This window comes from Puia sp., from assembly GCF_036500295.1.
In the GTDB taxonomy this organism is placed as follows: domain Bacteria; phylum Bacteroidota; class Bacteroidia; order Chitinophagales; family Chitinophagaceae; genus Puia.
This window is the reverse complement of sequence record NZ_DASYCH010000117.1, coordinates 22,464-43,268: the sequence shown is the minus strand read 5'-3', so window position 1 is coordinate 43,268 and position 20,805 is coordinate 22,464. Positions and strand designations below refer to the sequence as shown.

Genomic DNA, 20,805 nt, shown 5'->3' with positions numbered 1-20,805 from the left:
AAAGGATTCGTTATGAAAATTGCTGTGATCGGCACCGGTTATGTTGGACTCGTTACGGGCACCTGTTTTGCTGAGACTGGAAATGATGTCGTCTGCGTGGATATCGATACGAAAAAAGTAGAGAAACTGACGAATGGCCAGATCACGATCTATGAACCGGGCCTGGAAAAGCTTTTCCTCCGTAACCTGAAGGAAGAACGTCTCCGCTTTACCACCGACCTGGAAGATGGAATAAAGGAAGCCCAGATCATCTTCCTCGCCCTGCCTACCCCTCCCGGTGAGGACGGCTCTGCCGACCTTAAATATATCCTCGGGGTATCCGATCATCTTGGCAAGATCCTCAAAGAATATAAGGTCATCGTCGATAAGAGCACCGTTCCCGTCGGCACGGCCGAAAAGGTACACGCTGCCATCCGGAAGAACTACAGCGGCGAATTCGATGTCGTCTCCAATCCCGAGTTCCTCCGTGAAGGGGTAGCCGTCGACGATTTCATGAAACCCGACCGCGTCGTTATCGGAGCTTCTTCCGATCGCGCCCGGAAGACCATGAACGATCTCTATCAACCCTTTGTCCGCCAGGGGAACCCCATCATCTTCATGGATGAACGTTCCGCCGAACTCACCAAATATGCCGCCAACTCCTTTCTCGCCACGAAGATCACCTTTATGAACGAGGTGGCCCTGCTCTGCGAACGCCTTGGCGCCGACGTAGACATGGTGCGCCGGGGTATCGGCAGTGACGAACGCATCGGCAAACGTTTCCTCTTCCCCGGTATCGGGTATGGCGGGTCCTGCTTCCCCAAGGACGTTCAGGCCCTCGTAAAATCGTCACAGGAGGTAAGCTATGACTTCCGCATCCTCAACGCCGTCATGGACGTCAACGAAAAGCAGAAGCTCCACCTGATGCCCAAGGTGAAAAAATACTTCAAGGAAAATCTCAAGGGCAAACATTTCGCCCTTTGGGGACTGGCCTTTAAGCCCAACACCGATGATATCCGCGAAGCCCCGGCCCTCTATATGATCGAGTTCCTTCTGGCAGAAGGCGCAACCGTAAGCGTATTCGATCCCGAAGCCATGAACAATGTGAAACAGCTGGTCGGCGACAAGATCATCTACGCGGAAAACCAGTATGAAGCGCTTGAAAAGGCGGACGCTCTCATCATCGCGACCGAATGGAATGAATTTCGGACGCCGAACTTTTTGAAGATCGTCACGACCCTGAAGAACAAGGTCATCTTCGACGGTCGCAACCTTTTCGACATTGCCGCGATCCGGGAATTAGGTTTCTATTATGAAAGCATCGGCCGTGCACCCGCGGTGCCGGAAAAAATAAATAAGCAATAATCTAATCTCCACATGGACAAATATCGTGTTCTGATCACCGGCGCAGCGGGCTTCCTGGGATCGCATCTTTGCGACCGGTTTATAAAAGAGGGATATCATGTCATCGGAATGGACAACCTCATCACCGGTGACCTGCGTAATATCGAACATCTTTTCAAGCTGCCCGAATTCGAATTTTATCACCACGACGTGAGTAAATTCATCCATGTCCCCGGCGAATTGAAATATGTGCTCCACTTCGCTTCTCCGGCCAGTCCTATCGACTACCTCAAGATCCCGATCCAGACCCTCAAGGTGGGTTCGCTTGGGACCCATAACTGTCTGGGCCTGGCGAAGTCCAAAAAAGCCCGGATGCTCATCGCCTCCACCTCGGAGATCTATGGCGACCCTCTCGTCCACCCGCAAACCGAAGAATACTGGGGCAATGTAAACCCCATCGGCCCGCGCGGCGTATATGACGAAGCAAAACGGTTCCAGGAAGCGATGACCATGGCCTATCATAACTTCCACGGACTGGAGACGCGGATCGTCCGTATCTTTAATACCTACGGTCCCAGAATGCGGCTCAACGACGGCCGTGCCCTCCCCGCTTTTATCGGCCAGGCCCTCCGGGGTGAGGACCTGACGGTTTTCGGCGACGGCAGCCAGACCCGCTCGTTCTGTTATGTCGACGACCTTGTAGAAGGCATTTACCGGCTGCTGCTCAGCGACTATCATAACCCCGTGAACATCGGCAACCCGTCGGAGATCACCCTGAAACAGTTTGCCGAAGAAGTGATCGCCCTTACCGGGACAAAGCAAAAGATCGTTTATAAGCCCTTACCGGTGGACGATCCCAAGCAACGCCGGCCCGATATCACCCGCGCCAAAGAGATCCTGGGCTGGGAACCGCGGGTCCAGCGTCAGGAAGGGCTGCGGATAACCTACGAATACTTCAAATCCCTTCCGCCGGAAGAATGGGCAAGACAGCCAAAAGAATTTGTCAGCAGGAATTAACAAAAACGGGATGCCAACCAGCATGAGTGAAGCGAAGATCTACGAAGACCTCTTAGCCAGGAAAGCAAAACTGGCCGTCATCGGACTCGGATATGTAGGGCTGCCCATCGCCCTTGAATTTGCGCGGAAGATACCGGTTATTGGATTCGACATCAACACAAAGCGCATCGAGCTGATGCGCAAGGGCATCGATCCCAGCAAAGAAGTCGACGCCGCCGGGTTCCGCGACTGTGACATCGTATTCACCGACGATATCGAGGTGCTCAAGCAGGCCCGGTTCTTTATCGTTGCCGTTCCGACGCCCGTCGATAAATACAATGTTCCCGATCTGAAACCCCTTGTCGGCGCCTCTGCCACCGTTGCAAAGGCGTTGAAGAAAGGGGATTATGTCGTATACGAATCTACCACCTATCCCGGTTGTACCGAAGAGGACTGTTTGCCCATCCTGGAGAAGCATTCCGATCTTCGGCTGTCTTCCGGGGACTTCAGCCTGGGCTACTCGCCCGAACGGATCAACCCCGGAGATAAGAAACACACGCTCAAAACGGTAGTGAAGGTCGTTTCCGGCAACACGCCGCTTTCTCTTGACGAGATCGCAAAGACCTACAGCCTTGTCGTGGAGGCCGGCGTTCATCGCGCCCCTTCGATAAAGGTCGCCGAAGCCAGCAAGATCGTCGAGAATACCCAGCGCGACCTCAACATCGCCCTGATGAATGAATTATCGCTTATCTTTGACCGCATGGGGATCAACACCTATGATGTGATCGAAGCTGCGGGGACAAAATGGAACTTCCTGAAATTCCAGCCCGGCCTCGTAGGTGGTCACTGTATCGGGATCGATCCCTACTATCTAACCTATAAGGCGGCCGCGCTTGGCTACGAATCGAAAGTCATCACTTCTTCGCGTTATATCAATGATGACATGGCGCGCTATGTTGCCCGGAAGATCATCACCCATGTCCTGCGCATCTCCAACGAGCCCCGCGTCCTTGTAAAAGGCGTCACGTTCAAGGAAAATGTCAGTGACATCCGCAACTCCCGCATCGTCGACACGGTAAAAGAACTGCTGGCCTTTAACATCGCGGTCGATGTCGAAGACCCCTATGCAATGGAAGAGGAAGTGCATGAAGAATATGGTCTGCATCTGGCCCGGGAGGTGAAAGGAGACTATGACGCCGTCATCATCACCGTACCCCATGTCCAGTATAAAGAGCTGGATGATGCCTACTTCACTTCCATCAGCCGCGAAGGCGCCCTGATCGCAGACCTCAAAGGAACCTACAAGAATAAGATCACTAACAGAAAATACTGGAGTCTGTAATGGCAAATGATAAAAAGACCATCCTGATCACCGGCGGCGCCGGGTTCATTGGTTCACATGTGGTCCGGCTGTTCGTTACGAAATACCCGGAATATCGCATCGTCAATGGCGATGCGCTTACCTATGCCGGCAACCTGGCGAACCTGAGAGATATCGAGTCGGCCCCGAACTATGTATTTGAGAAGGTTGACATTGTGGAGGAGGCCCGTGTTAAGCAACTTTTTACCGAATACCGGTTTGAAGCCGTTATTCACCTCGCTGCGGAAAGCCATGTCGACCGGTCCATCATGGATCCCCTGGCCTTTGTCCGCACCAATGTGCTTGGAACCGCCAACCTCCTCCATGTCGCCGGCGCGGCCTGGAAAGGCAGTTATGAAGGCAAGCTGTTCTATCATGTCTCCACCGATGAGGTGTATGGTTCGCTCGGTGCGGAAGGGTTCTTTACTGAAGAGACCCCCTATGACCCGCGTTCGCCCTACAGTGCTTCAAAGGCATCTTCCGATCATTTCGTGATGGCCTGGCACCATACTTATGGCCTGCCCGTCATCCTCTCCAATTGCTCCAACAATTACGGCAGCAATCACCTCCCGGAGAAGTTGATCCCGCTGATGATCAACAATATTCTGAACAACAAACCCCTGCCGGTGTATGGAAAAGGCGAGAACGTCCGTGACTGGCTTTTTGTCGACGACCATGCCCGGGCTATCGACACCATCTTCCACAAAGGCAGGGTAGGGGAAAAATACAATATCGGCGGCTTTAATGAATGGAAGAATATCGATATCGTCAACCTGCTCTGCGGCATCATGGATAAGAAGCTGGGCCGGGCATCCGGCGAATCTGCAAAGCTGATCACCTATGTCAAAGACCGCCCCGGGCACGATCTCCGTTATGCCATCGACGCAACGAAGCTGAACAAGGAATTGGGCTGGAAGCCCTCCCTGCAATTCGAGGAAGGCCTTGAGCGAACGGTAGACTGGTATCTCGGCCACCAGGATTGGGTCAGGGACGTGACCTCCGGCGGCTATCAAAAATATTACAACGAACAATACAGCAAAAGATAAAAGGATGCCTTTCAAAACGACCGACATCCCGGATGTACTCATTTTCGAACCTTCCGTCTATAAGGACGAGCGCGGCTGGTTCTACGAATCCTACAACGAGCAAACGTATAAAAAGCAAGGTCTGGACATCGGGTTCGTCCAGGACAACCAATCTTTTTCTTATCATGGCGTGATCCGCGGGTTGCACTATCAGCTGGATCCGCATGCCCAGACAAAGCTGGTCCGTGTACTGGAGGGAAGGGTCATCGACGTAGCCGTCGACATCCGCAGGGGGTCGCCCACCTTTGGCAAGTATGTAGCCGTCGAGCTCTCCGCGGAGAACAAGTTACAACTGCTGATCCCCCGCGGTTTTGCCCACGGCTTTTCTGTCCTTAGCGAAACTGCCCAGCTGGCTTACAAATGCGATGGCCTCTATAGCAAGGAAAGCGAAGGCGGCATCCGGTATGACGACCCGCAGTTGAACATAGACTGGCAGGTCCCGGCCGCAAAAGCCATCGTTTCCGCAAAGGACCTCGAGCTCCCTTTCTTTGCCCAATGCAAAAATAACTTTGAATACAATGGGTAAGCCGACGATCCTCGTCACAGGAGCCAACGGCCAACTTGGCCGCGAACTGAACGTTCTTGCTGACGCGTATCCGGCGTATCATTTCATATTTGCCGATCGTGCCGCGCTTTCCGTCGACGACCGGCAGCAGGTGGATGCCTTCTTTGCCACCCATCAACCTGCCTGGTGTCTCAATTGTGCCGCCTATACCGCGGTGGACAAGGCAGAATCCGATCAGGAAGCTGCTTTTCGCATCAATGGAGACAGTCCGGGATGGCTTGCTGCCGCCTGCCGGCGGCATGGGGCCAAACTGGTCCATATCTCCACCGACTATGTCTTCGACGGAAGGTCTTCCACTCCGCTGAAAGAAAGTGACCCCACCAGTCCGATCAATGTCTATGGGGCCTCCAAGCTGGCCGGCGAACAAAAGGCGATGAATGACCATCCCGATGGTACGGTCATCATCCGCACCGCCTGGGTCTACTCCGAATTCGGGAACAACTTCGTCAAGACCATGATCCGGCTCATGAAAGAGCGCCCGGTCCTCAAAGTCGTCGATGACCAGATAGGATCGCCTACCTATGCCGCCGACCTGGCAGCCGCGATCCTGCGGATCGTGGGCAGTCCCCGCTTTGTTCCGGGTATTTATCACTATAGCAATGAAGGCCGGATCAGCTGGTATCAGTTTGCCCTGGCCATCCGTGACCGCATCGGCAGCGCCTGCAATGTCCAGCCGATTCCCAGCAGTGAGTTTCCCACCCCCGCTAAAAGACCTCAATATTCCCTTCTCGATAAAGCGCTCATCAGGGACACGTATCAATTGATCATTCCCGGATGGGAAACCAGCCTTTCCGCCTGTATGGCTCGTCTTGATTGACAATCACTTGCTTATAGACAAATAGGGATTTCCCTTAATGTGGAAAATTTATTTCGTTTAGATATGAGTCGTCTTTCGGATTTGTATCATGTATAAGTTATTGATTATTAGAATAGTCATATCAATAACGTATTTTCCTCCCCGACTATGGTAATTTTTACCATTGCACTTGACCTATTTCTTTTCTAGCTTGTGTTCTGAAGATTAATCCAGCAGTGGCTGCTGGCAATTGGTCATCCTCAATCCATCCTTATGAAACCTGTATACACCCTATTCCTTATCCTGGCATCTATGTCTTGCCTGTTTGAGCCTGCCGGCGTCCGTGCCGAAGGGACCAAGCAGGTGATGTCCAATGCTACGAACGGTACGGGTCTGATCGTATCGACGACGACGAGCTTCCCGCTTGGTAATGTCGGTAGCTATCTCGGAGCTCCCCTGGATAATCGCATCCAAATACATATCAAGGATTTTACCTCCGAGGTGTTCTACTATGGGTTCAACTGGGAACCGCTTTCTCCTTCCGGCTCCCCCAGCACCAATACCTACAACGATGTGTACATGAACATCTATGATCCGAATGGTACGCTGGTGTCCACGGTCAACCTCCCCTCCACTGTCGGAACTCCCGGCTTCATCGGCGGGGCGACGGGTTATGTCAATGCTCTTCAGGGACCGAAGATCAGCGGAGCCCCGATCAATGGTTATAGCGGCCTTTCCTTTACTCCGGCGATGAATGGAGACTATTATGTTTCCTTTTACCGAAGTACCGATGGGGGTGTCACCCACATCACCAACGGCGAATCGATGCTTGCCAAGTACTTTGACATCACGGTTGCCGCCGGTACGGTCAGGCTTCCGGGTCGTGTCCACTGTAACGAGTGGGCTTTTTCCGTTTATAACCCGAGCAAAAATGATATTCAGGACCCGGCGACGTCTACCAACGCCTCGTTCTATGGCTATACACCCGACTCGGTGACGGTGAAGGTATCTTTCCCGACCGCTCCCGGTTCTACCGCCAGCGGTTTTATGCCGCTTTCCTATATCGTGGCTTTTAACAGCTTTGGGGTAATCAACAGCGGCAACTGGCTGGTCGACCGTAACTCGATCAACCTGCCCAACCTGGTATCCCCTTATCTCACCGGCGGGTTCGACGTGTTCCTGAACCCGCCCGACCCTTTGATATATCCGGCCTGCGTTATTCCCAGTCCGCCCGTGCTGCTCGCGCCCGTCATCGCCGGCTGTCCGCCGGGACCCTATGATATCCGGTTCAAGGCGCCGCAACAAGGGGACTATTACATGCTTTTTGACCTCAACGGAGTAGCCGGTTTTCAGAACAATACGGCCGACCGCTTTATCGAACTGATCAGCCAGTCCCCCGGGATCATCACTTATGTGTGGGACGGTAAGGATGGACTGGGCAATGTGGTCCCGGCCAACACCACCTTTCCCATCATCTTCTCCTACCGGAAAGGGCGTATCAATATCCCCTTCTATGATGTGGAGCTTAATGTCAACGGCTTTCGCGTGGACGGGGTGTCGCCGGCGGCTGCCGTGCAATCCAATGCCATCCTGTACTGGAACGACTCCTATCTGACAAGCATGGGCGGTTGCTCCAGTGGTTCAAGCAATAATAATAACAGTAGCGGCATCGGCTATGACAATTCGGTGGTGGGTGTGCAGCCCGTATGGCCTACAACGCCTCCCGTGCCGACCTATGGCCGTGCGTGGAACGGCAACGGCAACCCAACCAACAGGACCCCGTCAGACTCGGTCAACTATAGTGGAACCTATAATAACCACGACAACCTGCAGTGTAATGACTATGGTAACGCCCGTCTGCTCAACACCTGGGCCTGGGGGATCACCCTCGACACCACCCAGCTGCTGACGCTTACCTGCGTCACCGTATCCGGTACCGTATGGAATGACGCCGATGGCAGCGCCACCGGTTTCACCAATATCCGGACCAACAGCGAGCCCGGTACCAATGCCGGCAATACCCTTTATGCCAACCTGGTGGATCCGATAACAGGCAATGTCCTGTCCACGACCACCGTGGCTTCAAATGGCAGCTATACCCTCGTCAACTGTCCCGTCAACTCTGTGGGCATGCAAGTGTTTATCACGACTTCTCCAGGCACCGTCGGCAGCCCTGTGCCGGCCGCGGGTATCCCGTCCACCTGGATCAATACTACGCAGCTGGTGGAACCCTTCAACTCGGGTTCGGCGCCGGTTACGGGCGTTGACTTCGGGATCGAACAGCTGCCCAACTCCTTTGATCAGAACTATACCATCGCCGCACCTGTGCAGAACTCCTATCTGCCGCTCAACGGTTCGGGTACCCTCGCGAGCCCCGGCCCGCTGACCGGCACCGATCCCGAGGACGGCGCGTTGGTCGCCGGCAGGACGGTAACCATCACTTCCGTGCCTTCAAATGAAGAGCTCTGGTACAATGGTCAGCAGGTTTACAATGGATTTGAGATCTTCAACTATAACCCGGCTTTCATGCTGATGAGGTTTACCACGGTCAATACCCTGAGTACTTCATTCATGTATGCGTATGTCGACGCCGCGAATAAGCAGGATCCGACCCCGGCGACGTATACGATCAATATGTCGGTTGTTCTGTCCGAATCGCTTGGCACCTTCACGGGCAAGGCCACCGATCTGGGCAACGTGCTCACCTGGACGGCGCTGGATGAGACTCCGGCGATGCATTTCACCATCCAGCGTTCTGTGGATGGCCTTACCTACACTTCCATCGGGGAAGTGAAGGCCACCGGCAACGGCACAAGCGTTAATCACTCGTTTACGGACGATAGTCCCACCCCTAATACCCCCAATTATTACCGTTTGGAATGGACAGACGGAAACGGCGTAGTCGCTTACAGCAATGTGGTGACCATCGCCACTTCCCTGGTGAGCGGGATCATGGACGTTGCCCCGAACCCCTTCCGGGATCAGGTAACGGTCCGGCTCAACCTCAACAGCACCCAGCGGGTTGCTATCCGGATGCTGGACAGCAAAGGAATGCTTGTCCAGCAAGGACAATACGAAGGCGTCAAAGGTGTCAACACCTTTACGCTGGATGGATTGTCATCGCTGCCGGTATCTGTCTATCTGGTTCAGATCGTGCTCGTCGATCAGGTCTTTGTGAAAAAGGTGTTTAACAACCGGTAGAAAATTTCACATACCGTAAATCCAAGCCGGCATGAAAAACTATTTGCCAGCCTTGCTCCTCATTTTATTATGGGGGGAGGGCGCCTACGCACAACCTTCCGGGGAAGCTGTTACCTCAAGCGAGGTCAACAAGATCATCCTGGGGACCTACAACGCCTCCAGTTACCCTGCCACGACCGTGATCACCGATCCGGCCGTCGTCTCCGCCGGACTGCTCAACGATATCTCGCCCGACTCGCTGAAGGCGTATCTGGTTATGCTCAACAGCTTTCAGAACCGGAACACCTTCTCGGATACCAACTCCACCAGCTTTGGTATCGGGGCCGCGCGTCGTTGGGTCTTCAGCAAATTTCAGCAGTATAGCTCGGCCAACGACAGCCGTCTGCGGCCGGCCTATCTGACCTTTAACTACGCTCCTTCCATGGCAAAGTGCGGCGGCACCAGCTCCATCGGCAAACACGCCGATGTCATCGCGGTGCTCCCCGGCAGCCAGACGACCGAGAGATCGCTCATCATCATCGAAGCGCATATAGATAGCCGGAATGTCAGCAACTGTGATGTGACGGGCAGTGCTCCGGGTATCGGCGACAATGCTACCGGCACTGCAATGGTCATCGAGCTGGCCCGGGTCATGAGCAAATACACGTTCCGCAACACGATCCTGTTCGCTGTGGTCACGGGGGAAGAGCAGGGGTTGATCGGGGCCACCGCGCTGGCCAATTATCTCTCGGATAACGGTGTGCTGATAAAGGCCGTCAACAACAACGACGTGTCGGGCGGCGTCTTCTGCGGGCATACTTCTTCCGCGCCAAGCTGCCCCTTCTATGGAAATATAGACAGCACCGACCTGCGGATCTTCTCTCTTGGCGATTTCAATTCGCCGAAAAAGCAGTGGGCCCGCTATATAAAACTTCAGTACAAAGAGCAGCTTCGCAGTCTTGTGACAGTTCCCACCAATATCCAGATCATGGAACCCGAGGATCGTACGGGCAGGGGGGGCGACCATCAGGCCTTTACAAAGATCGGCTATACGGCGGTGCGTTTTACCCAGGCCAATGAAGACGGCAACGCCAGTAACGGCACCGGCTACAGCGACCGTCAGCACAATGTCCGCGATAGCCTTGGTCATTACAACAGCGCTACGGGCAAGTTCGACTCCTATTATGTGGATGTCGATTACCTGGCGCGCAATGCCCTGGTCAACGGTAACTCCATGGCCATGGTAGCCTTGGGTCCGGATACCATCACCATGACCGGGATGCTTTGGGCCGCCAATTCCATCAAGGTGCAGTTCACCCCTGCGACGAGTCCCGGCTACCGGGTGGCCGTCCGGTCCGCTACCAATGACTGGGATACGGTTTACACGGTTACCGGTGCCTCTTCCGCGATCCTGAAGGTTCCGTATTCCAGCAATACCTCTTTTTATGTCAGCGCGGCTGCCATGGATGCCAACGGCACGGAAAGCCAGTTCTCGACCGAATATGTCCTCTCCACCGGGATGTTTGTACTCGATTGGACCCCTGACACCACCCGGGCTGTCGCCAGCGATCCCGGTTTCTATGGTGTCAAGCTGATGCCCAACCGGCCGAATCCCTTTGACGAGGCTACGATGATCGCCGTCTCGTCCGGCACCGATGCCTATGCCGATCGCACCTGGCTGCAGATCACCAGTCTTGAGGGGCGGCTTGTTGCCCGCATTCCGCTCCACCTCCAAAAGGGGATGAACCAGGTGGTTTTCAATCATGGATTTGGGGTTGCAGGCATTTATATCTGTTCGCTGATGATCGACGGCCTGCCGGTCCAAAGCACGAAAATGATCTTCCGGAAGGAATGATCAGGGGGCCGATGAGTCCCCCCAGACCAAAATATTGCCGGAGGCCAAGTCGCCTGCCGCATACCCAGAACTACCTGCTTCCTTATCCCTGATTCCACGCGCCAGGCTCCCGTATCTGCGGGGGCCTTTTTTTTGCGGGGTCCCGATGGGCCCTATGCAACAATATTCCCGCTCCCCCGACTCTAATGGTAACCTTTCGTTCAACCAAACGTCAATAAATAAAGAATTAACGCATGAAAACGCTCAAAATCGCCTTTTTGGCCCTCTTTGCGATAGCCGGTATCACAGTCACGGCTTTCGCCCAGTCTGAAGAAACCCGCTCGGTTTCCGGTTATTCCGGGGTAAACAGCGGAGGCTCCTTTAATGTACATGTGAAGATCGATGGAACCGAGAGCCTCCGGCTCAAGGGGGACGCAGAGGATCTTCGCAAGATCGAAACCGTCGTCGAGCGCGGTGTCCTGCAGATCCGGTTTCCCAAAGATCAGGAACGGGAACACCAGCACATCGGCCGTGTCGATGTCTATGTCACCGCAAAATCGCTTTCTTCCATCGGTCTCGGCGGTTCCGGTTCCATTGAAGTGGATGGGGTCGTAAAGGGAGAGAAGGTAAAGGTCAGCATGGGCGGCTCGGGTACCGTCACGACTGCGGTGGAGTCGAACAATCTCCACGTATCCATCGCCGGTTCCGGCAATATCAATCTCAAAGGGAAGGCAAACGATACTGAAATCTCTATTGCCGGTTCGGGCAATCTAAAAGCCGCCGATCTGCGTACGGATAATGCGGATATCAGCATCGCGGGCTCAGGCGACATCCGCATGGACGTAGAAAAGAGCCTTTCCGCACGTATCGCGGGCTCCGGGAATGTCGTTTATTCCGGTAACGCCAGTGTCAACAATATATCGACTGCGGGTTCTGGCCGGGTGAGAAGGATCTGATCGCCGTTTACTCGCTTCGCAGCGCGCGTACCGGGCTCGCCATGGCTGTGCGGATCGTCTGATAACTCACCGTGATAAAGGCGATCAGCAAGGCCATGGCTCCCGCCGCCGCAAAGACCCAGCCACTGATACCGATCTTATAGACAAACCCGTCCAGCCAGCGGTGCATCGCAAACCAGGCAATGGGAAAGGCGAAGAGCAGCGAGGCGGCCACCAACCGCAGAAACTCCCTTGCCAGCAGGAATACGATCCCTGCCTCGTCGGCCCCAAGTATCTTCCGCACTCCGATCTCTTTTGTTCTCCGCTGCGTCGCAAAAGTGGCCAGGCCAAAAAGTCCAAGACAGGAGATGACGATGGAGAGCACTGAGAAGATCGTAAACAGCGATCCCATCCTCGCCTCCGTCTGGTAAAGATGGTCGAGGTCCTGGTCGACAAAGCCATAGGTGAACGGGGCATTGCCATAGTATCGCGCAAAGGCGCTTTGGATGGCAGCCAGCACCCGCCGGGTGTTTCCCGGTGTTGGCCGCACCAGAAAGATATCATCGGTCTGATCGTGTTTGATCACCAATGGGCCGATCGGCTGGTCCGCGGGCTTGAAATTAAAATCTTTTACGACTCCGATGACGGGGCCTTCGAGGTCATTGATCGTGACCAGCTTTCCGAGGGCCGCGGCAGGCTCGACGCCCATCGCTTTTGCCGCCGTTTCGTTGATGACATACCGGTCCCGCCCGTCACCGGGCGAATAAAACCGGCCGGCAGCCATTTTCAATCCCAGCGTGGAAGCATAGCGGTCGTCACCGCCGATGCGTGTAATAAGAACCAGCGTATTCCTGTCCATGCCGCGCCATTTCAACGGTGAGGCGGTATTCAGATTGGTGGGGAGGTTCCAGGTACAGGTGATATCGGCGACGGCCGGGTTATTGCGGAATTCATCCCGCAATGCGGCGCCGCCATCGCCGGGTGTAGCGAGGTTCGCGATCCGGAAATAGAGCAAATTGTTCTTGTCGAAACCGATATCGCGGTTATGAAGAAAGCGAAGCTGGTCGTAGATGACAATGGTGCTGATGATCAGGACCACGGAGATGGAGAATTGCAGCACGACCAGGCCGTTGCGCAGGAATGAACCCTTTACGATCCGGGCGCCCTTCAAGACTTCCACGGCGTTGAAACCGGAGAGATAGAGGGCGGGATAGCATCCGGCCAGAAGACCCGTCAGGACGGCGATGCCGACCGCCTTACCCAGGAGGGTGGGATCCAGCAGGTTTAACGTGATGGATTTACCTGAGAGCCCGCTGAAATAAGGCATCGCAAACGCCACCAGCACCAGGGCCAGTGCCAGTGCGATCAATGCGAGGAGCAACGACTCGCCGATGAATTGCCCGATCAACTGCCAGCGCAGCGCCCCGATCGTCTTTCGCAGGCCCACCTCTTTTGCCCGCGTCCCTGACAAGGCGGTGGACAGGTTCATAAAATTGATACATGCGATGACGAGGATGATCACGGCGATGAGAGAAAACAGGCGGACATATTCGATATTTCCCTGCCCTTCTATATCGTTCTTGAAATGCGACCGCAGGTGAACATCCGGCAGGGCCTGCAGTGTCCAGCTTGCCGGCACGGCCGGGGTGTTGACGATGGCCCGGTCCCGGATAGCCTTGAGCCGGTTTTCTAGGGCATGTAATGTCGCTGCATCGGGAGTCACCCCATCGGCGAGCTGCAGATAGGTATGACTGTCGAAGTAGCGCCAGGTCTGCGACCTATCCATATTCCGCAACCAAATGTTTTCCGGCAGCAGCAGGTCGAAATGCAGGTGCGAGTTGCCGGGTACGTCCTTCAGGATGCCGGTTACCTGTAGCAAGAGACTGTCCGTCTCGTCGAACACCGATCGTCCCATGGCCTTATCCACGGATCCAAAATAGCGGATGGCGGTGGCCTCCGTCAGCACGGCGCTGTTGAGCGTTTGCAATACCGAGGCTTTATCGCCTCTTACCAGCGGGTAATTAAAGATGTTCAGGAAGTTGGTGTCCACACAGAGTACCCGCTTCTCTTCAAAGAGCTTTGTTCCCACCCTCATCAGCTTATTCCCGTCGTACAGGTGCGTTGAATTCTTTACTTCCGGCACCTCTCGTTTTATCGCCACTGCAAACGCCGTCGGCACCCCAGAGGTTGTCGTCTCTTTTACGTTTCCCAATAGGCGGAAGATCTTTTCCGCGTGGGGGTTAAACCGGTCGTAACTCTCTTGGTCCCCCACCCATAAAAAGATCAGGATACTGCAGGCCAGCCCCGTCGCCAGGCCAAATACGTTCAGGCCCGTAAAAAGGCCGTTGCGCCGCATGTGCCGCAGCGCGGTTTTGAGGTAATTGCGGATCATTTCCTAATATAAATAAAAAAGCCTGCAATATTTTGAATTAACGTCTAATAACTGCATTTTGCCATTTGTCTAATTCCTTCTTTAGGTTTTCTTATTCAGCCTGTTCATTTAAATTATACAAAATTTCGCTAACTCGCCAATTTCCTAAATCGACTCGCCTATCGTCTATTTGGCTCGTCTGTATCTTCTTATTCCCACCCGGGCGCAAATTTTCCTTGCTTTGTCACATCCCCCCTGGCTAACTATTTAACCTTGAAATTCTTCGATCATGACCAGGTATCTCCTAATCGTATGTCTTTTTTTTTCTTCGCCACTGATCGGTATTTGCCAATCGGAGTCCCATGATTTTATAACCTATGACACGACGTGGAATCTGAGTCCTGGCGGACGCTGGAACATGCGTATTTCCCGCCCCAGGAATATGTTCAACCCGTCCAGCCCCGATACCGCGTCCAGGCCGGTCATACTGACCATGCCCGGTCAGGGTGAATGGGGGACGACTGACTATAGCACACTACAGGTATATGGCCCCCACTATTGGCTCAACCATGGATGGGGCGGGAGCATAACGCTCGGCAACGGGACACATTATCCCATCCTTATCACGTTGACCTACGTCGATGGTATCACCGTTACTGCGCCATACTTCCATAATATCCTGTTGGCGATCCTAAACGCCTATCACATAAAAAGAAATTCCGTTCATATCGGCGGTCTGTCGCAGGGGGCATTTACAGCCGGGGGGGAAATCACCTACGAGGCTACTCCGCATGACGAGACCGGCATGAAAGTCGTCACCAGCTTAGTTGCATTGCAAGGTCGACCCGATCCGCCTCTAGCGCCGTACACTACCTGGTATCGGGGGGATACTTGTTACAAGATATGGGCAAAAAAGTATAACGGAAAGTACTTCACACTGGAAGGCAGCGGCGCCGACAACTTCCGGGATACCTGGCTCGAGGCCGGCGCTATGAACGATACCGTGCCTGGAAGCGCTTATTTCTCGTACGAAAATCTGGGCGGCGGTATGCATTGCTGCTGGAATGACATGTGGAACCCTTCCAATACAAACTGGACCTGCGTCGGCACGCTGGGACCGAATAACGCACCTTCACAGGCTGGAACAAATACCATGGGTGATTACCATGCGCCCTGTAATATTTTTACATGGATGCTTAAACAGGGCGATACTTCAATGGTATACGGGGATACGTCTACCACTCCTTCCCTGGCTGCTTCGCCGTTGTCTATTATCGGTCTCAACGGGACAGTGGGTACCGCGGGAACTTCACAGACTGTGAATGTCACCTTTTCCAGAACAACCATCAACGCAAGCGCTCCCTCAAATACAGAAATTAGCATCGATGGTGGCATCTCATATGCAAGCTCGCAAAGCCTTGCGTATTCTTCTCCTGCAGGATTGATGATAAGAACAACTGCCGGCGCCGCAGCCGGATCCATCTCTGGAAACCTGGTACTTTCCGGAACGGGTGTTTCATCGATTACCATCCCGGTAACGGGGACGGTTTCAGGATCGGGAACGACTCCGGATTCTGCCAGGTTTCAGTTCCTGATCACTCCGTCCCTTTTAGTTTCCGGATGGCAAGGGGTGATCGGAGATCCGAGTTTGGCTGTCCTTTCCGGGACTATATCCGGAACTAATGTTACCTACTCCACCGTGTCGACCAGCTCCAATAATTGGGGGCAGTTCAACGGTGCCTGTATTGGTGCGAGCAACGGTGTAACCAATGCGACCATACCCGATGCAAGTAATAGTGGGGTTATGAAAGAAGCGTTCAATACCGCCAATCTCTACCAAACCACCTATCCGCAATTTATTACCGGAGGCTGGAAAACGGATGGAACCACCTATGACATAGAACTCTCCGGCACAACACAATATCCCGTATCGGCGTTGGGAACTTATAATGTAAAAGGAAGTACGCTGAGTTCTTCTTTTTCAATATCCGGCAGTGGCAACACCAGTTCAAATATAACATGGACCAATGTGTCTCCCGACACCAGCGGCAACTTTACATTCTACGTTGGAAAAGATAATGCTGGTCAACAGGTCGGCATGCTTTCCTATATAAAGATCAAAAAACACATTACAACTCCGGATTCTGCCAGGTTTCAGTTCCTGATCACTCCGTCCCTTTTAGTTTCCGGATGGCAAGGGGTGATCGGAGATCCCAGTTTGGCTGTTCTTTCCGGGACCATATCCGGAACCACTATTACATACACTACCGTGTCAGCCAGCTCGAATAATTGGGGGCAATTCTATGGTGCTTGTATCGGTGCAAGCAACGGTGTGACCAATGCAACTATACCCGATGCAAGTAATAGTGGGGTTATGAAGGAAGCGTTCAATACCGCCAATCTCTATCAAACCACCTATCCACAGTTTATTTCGGGAGGTTGGCTGACGGATGGAACCACCTATGATATAGAACTTTCCGGCACAACCCAGTATTCCGTGTCGGCCTTAGGGACTTACAGTGTGCGGGGAAGTACATTGAGTTCTTCTTTTTCAATATCCGGCAGTGGCAACACCAGTTCAAATATAACATGGACCAATGTGTCTCCCGACACCAGCGGCAACTTTATATTCTACGCTGGAAAAGGTAATGCTGGTCAACAGGTCGGCATGCTTTCCTATATAAAGATCAAAAAACACACCACCGCGGTTTCGACTCCGGATTCTGCCAGGTTTCAGTTCCTGATCACCCCGTCGCTTTTAGTTTCCGGATGGCAAGGAGTGATCGGAGATCCCAGTTTGGCTGTTCTTTCCGGGACCAAATCCGGAACCACTATTACATACACTACCGTGTCAGCCAGCTCGAATAATTGGGGGCAATTCTTCGGTGCTTGTATCGGTGCGAATAACGGTGTGACCAATGCAACTATACCCGATGCAAGTAATAGTGGGGTTATGAAGGAAGCGTTCAATACCGCCAATCTCTATCAAACCACCTATCCACAGTTTATTTCAGGAGGTTGGCTGACGGATGGAACTACTTACGATATAGAACTCTCCGGCACAACCCAATATTCCGTATCAGCCGTGGGAACGTATAGTGTACTCGGAAATACACTGAATTCTTCTTTGTCAATATCCGGTAGTGGCAACACCAGTTCAAAAGCAACGTGGACCAATGCGTCTCCCGACACCAGCGGAAACTTTACATTCTTCGTCGGAAAAAGTAGCGGTAGTGGACAGGTCGGCATGCTATCCTATATTAAGATCCAAAAGCATGCAGGAACCGGAGGCTCCGCGGCTGCCGGCAGGAATTTGGAAGGGAACCCGGCGTCGTTTGGGGATTCTGTAAAGAACCCGGTGTCACTATTGTATCCTAATCCCACTACCGGGCAATTGAGGGTATATTTTACGTCCGCCCTGGAGAAGGCAGGAATTGTGTTGCTGGACGCCGCCGGACATGTGCTGCAGCAGCGCATACAAAGCGGCAGCCGGCTTGAAATGGACATCTCTTCTCTCTCGGCAGGTGTATATATTTTGCGTGTCCGGCAGGCGGCAAATGTGTTTACGTATAAGGTAGTGAAACGCTAGGCTCTTAAACCTTTAAACGTTGAAAAATGAAAAAAATATTATTATGTTTTTTTTTGTGTTCGCCGCTGATCGGTTTCTGCCAAACTACCATTAGTTCCATTGTTGTTGCCGAATACAGGACTTGGTATATCCGTTCGGACAGTACCATCTGGACGTTCAATAACAACTCCTTACATCCGGTGCAATGTGTGCTCGGCAGTGGATTAAAGACGATCGGCGGCTCGGGAGCGTTCAATTATTTCCGGATGTTGGATGCAACCGGCTATGTGTGGACCTCAAAACCGATAAATGTCAGTATCAACCCCAATAGCGCGACCCGAATGGACACAGACACAACGGGAGCCGCATTTAGCGGGAATTGGTATGTGAATGCCTATGGCCATGCCTTTGTCACGATTCGCGCGGATTCGAGCGCATGGTATGGCGGGAAAGACGTGTTCAGCATGTTCTATTCCGGCGGCAACCTGAATACGCAGACCGGTACTACAATGGCTCCTGGCCAGCTTTCTCCGGCCGGCATGAAATTTAAAAAGGTCCTGATGGCAAATGTCAGGATCATCGGCCTGACAACGGCTGGTGATGTCTACGTCTGGACCGCTGGCGGAAGCAGGACACCGACAAAGATGACAACTCCGAGGCCGGCCATCGATATATTTATGTCTTCCCTGGATTTCCAGGGCTGCATCATCCCCGACGCGACAGGTTCGCAAACGATGGGCTACCCTTATGTTTGGGGCGGCGCCACAAGCATGTACGGAGGCTCTACACCCTTTACGCAGCCGACAAGCATTAAAGCCCTATGGAATATGACGGTGCCGATCAGGGAAATTTCGGTGGATCACAATACCATACATTACATTGACAGCACGGGCAAATTATGGGGAACGGGTTTTAACTCATCCGGCGAGGTCGGCAACGGGCAGGAGTTTGTAAATAAATATTATTATCCCGGGTACCCTGGGTATGGTTGGACCTTCACAGACTATGAGAACCCGACAGGTTTACCGGTCCAGATCTCTTCCAAAACGGACTGGAAGCATTTATATTCAAATAACTGGTTCGGCTTCTACAAATATGCAAGCGACAACAATGACAGTATCTACAGTTGGGGCCGCAATAAAGCGCTTGTCCTGGGTAATGGACTGCAAAACTATGAAGAGGCGACATCGCCAAATGCCCAGGATGTGCTTACGCCGACATTGGTACACCCGCTGCCGACAACATTCCAACTATACGATTTTACTCCGCCTACCCTTTCGGCAGGGACGAATCAGGCTATATCCACCAGTACCGCAGCGTTGACGGCGACGGGGAATCCGGCATTACTGATCGCAAAAACTCATCCGGCAGCGAATGGCATTGACACGGCGGGTTATTCCTGGGTCTCTTACGCGTGGTCGCAACTTTCCGGACCTTCAACGGCTTCCATATCTTCGCCCAACGCAAATTCCACGCCGGTCAGCGGGCTTACAAATGGGACCTATGTGTTCCGGATCTTAGCCACGGATAACAACACAGGCCAGGATACTGCACAGGTACAGGTGACGGTCACGCTTGTTGATACTCTATATGCTTCCCCGTTGTCCATTACCGGCCTTAACGGGACGGCGGGCACTGCAGGGACTCCCCAGACCGTCACCGTCACCTTCTCAGCAACGACGATCAACGCAAGCGCCCCCACCAACACCGAGATCAGTAAGGACTCGGGTGCCACATACGCAAGCTCGCAAACCCTTGGGTCTGTTTCTCCTGTGGATCTGAAGATAAGAACAACCGCCGCCGCCCCAGCCGGTTCGATCTCGGGGAATCTTGTACTTTCCGGTACGGGCGTATCAACGATCAACATTCCGGTAACGGGTACGGTTTCGCCATTGGTAACAACTCCGGATTCTGCAAGATTTCAGTTCCTGATCACTTCGTCCCTTTTGGTTTCCGGATGGCAAGGGGTAATGGGCGATCCCAGTTTGGCCGTTCTTTCCGGGACCATCTCCGGAACGACGATTACCTACACTACCGTGTCGACCAGTTCCAGTAATTGGGGCCAGTTCGCAGGTGCCTGTATTGGTGCGAATAATGGTGTGACCAATGCGACGATCCCCGATATGAGTAATCGTGGTGTTATGAAGGAAGCGGTTCTTTCCTCCCTCCTCTACCAGACCACCAATCCCCAGTTTATTTCAGGAGGCTGGAAGACGGACGGAACTACCTATGACATAGAACTTTCCGGCACAACACAATATTCAGTATCAGCCGTAGGAAGTTATAATGTACGGGGAAGTACGCTGAATTCTCCTTTGGCAATCTCCGGCAGTGGCAACACCAGTTCAAAAGTAACATGGACAAATGTGTCTCCTGACGCCAGCGGCAATTTTACATTCTACTTCGGGAAAAATAACAGTGGTGAGCAGGTCGGCATGCTATCCTATATAAAGATCAAAAAGCACTCAGGTACGGGAGGCTCCGCAACTAATGGCGGGAATTTGGAAGGGAGCCCGGCATCGTTTGGGAATGGAGAGAAGAACCCGGTGTCGCTGGTGTACCCTAATCCTACTAACGGGCAGTTAAGGGTATACTTTACTTCCCCCCCGCTGGGAAAAGCAGGAATCGTATTGGTGGACGCCGGCGGACATGTGCTGCAGCAGCGGATTCAGAGCGGCGGTCAGCTTGAAATGGATATCTCTTCTTTCCCGGCGGGTATATATACATTGCGCGTGCAGCAGGGAACGAATGTGTTCACGTACCAGGTAGTGAAGCAGTAAACCAGGGGCGAT

The 20,805-nt window shown here is 53.2% G+C and carries 12 protein-coding genes; 11 read left to right on the top strand and 1 reads right to left on the bottom strand.

Annotated features, from left to right (window positions below; genetic code table 11):
• The first annotated feature begins 12 nt into the window (after positions 1-12).
• From VGM48_RS21705 to VGM48_RS21665, 9 genes are all read left to right on the top strand, one after another.
• Positions 13-1,344 (top strand): UDP-glucose/GDP-mannose dehydrogenase family protein, encoded by a 1,332-nt coding sequence (locus tag VGM48_RS21705; protein WP_331582540.1) that lies wholly within the window; start codon positions 13-15, stop codon positions 1,342-1,344.
• A gap of 12 nt (positions 1,345-1,356) precedes the next feature.
• Complete coding sequence (locus VGM48_RS21700) at positions 1,357-2,340, top strand: UDP-glucuronic acid decarboxylase family protein (RefSeq protein ID WP_331582539.1); 984 nt, start codon at positions 1,357-1,359, stop codon at positions 2,338-2,340.
• A 22-nt stretch (positions 2,341-2,362) separates the two neighbouring features.
• Complete coding sequence (locus VGM48_RS21695; RefSeq protein ID WP_331582538.1) at positions 2,363-3,661, top strand: nucleotide sugar dehydrogenase; 1,299 nt, start codon at positions 2,363-2,365, stop codon at positions 3,659-3,661.
• A complete protein-coding gene (gene rfbB, locus VGM48_RS21690; RefSeq protein ID WP_331582537.1) occupies positions 3,661-4,725 on the top strand; it encodes a dTDP-glucose 4,6-dehydratase in 1,065 nt (354 codons plus the stop codon). Before VGM48_RS21695 ends, rfbB begins: the two co-directional genes overlap by 1 nt.
• Before the next feature lie 4 nt (positions 4,726-4,729).
• On the top strand, positions 4,730-5,290 hold the full coding sequence (rfbC, locus tag VGM48_RS21685) for a dTDP-4-dehydrorhamnose 3,5-epimerase (protein ID WP_331582536.1): 561 nt from the start codon (positions 4,730-4,732) through the stop codon (positions 5,288-5,290).
• The gene (rfbD, locus tag VGM48_RS21680) at positions 5,283-6,146 is read left to right on the top strand and encodes a dTDP-4-dehydrorhamnose reductase (RefSeq protein ID WP_331582535.1); all 864 of its coding nucleotides are present in this window, start codon (positions 5,283-5,285) and stop codon (positions 6,144-6,146) included. The genes rfbC and rfbD overlap by 8 nt, the downstream gene beginning before the upstream one ends.
• Before the next feature lie 291 nt (positions 6,147-6,437).
• Positions 6,438-9,326 carry a hypothetical protein gene (locus tag VGM48_RS21675; protein WP_331582534.1) on the top strand — a complete coding sequence of 963 codons (2,889 nt, stop codon included), beginning with the start codon at positions 6,438-6,440 and terminating at the stop codon, positions 9,324-9,326.
• Positions 9,327-9,357: 31 nt separating this feature from the next.
• Positions 9,358-11,160, top strand: a complete 1,803-nt coding sequence (locus tag VGM48_RS21670) for a M28 family peptidase (RefSeq protein ID WP_331582533.1) — start codon at positions 9,358-9,360, stop codon at positions 11,158-11,160.
• 233 nt (positions 11,161-11,393) lie between these two features.
• Entirely contained in the window at positions 11,394-12,095 is a 702-nt protein-coding gene (locus VGM48_RS21665) for a head GIN domain-containing protein (RefSeq protein ID WP_331582532.1), read from the top strand.
• A 7-nt stretch (positions 12,096-12,102) separates the two neighbouring features.
• On the opposite strand, the gene VGM48_RS21660 is transcribed toward VGM48_RS21665, so the two are convergent.
• The gene (locus tag VGM48_RS21660) at positions 12,103-14,466 is read right to left on the bottom strand and encodes an ABC transporter permease (RefSeq protein ID WP_331582531.1); all 2,364 of its coding nucleotides are present in this window, start codon (positions 14,464-14,466) and stop codon (positions 12,103-12,105) included.
• A gap of 268 nt (positions 14,467-14,734) precedes the next feature.
• On the opposite strand from VGM48_RS21660, the gene VGM48_RS21655 reads away from it, so the two are divergent.
• Positions 14,735-18,034: a T9SS type A sorting domain-containing protein gene (locus tag VGM48_RS21655; protein ID WP_331582530.1), complete on the top strand. Its 3,300-nt coding sequence runs from the start codon at positions 14,735-14,737 to the stop codon at positions 18,032-18,034.
• 26 nt (positions 18,035-18,060) lie between these two features.
• Positions 18,061-20,793: a PKD domain-containing protein gene (locus VGM48_RS21650; protein ID WP_331582529.1), complete on the top strand. Its 2,733-nt coding sequence runs from the start codon at positions 18,061-18,063 to the stop codon at positions 20,791-20,793.
• Positions 20,794-20,805: the final 12 nt, after the last annotated feature.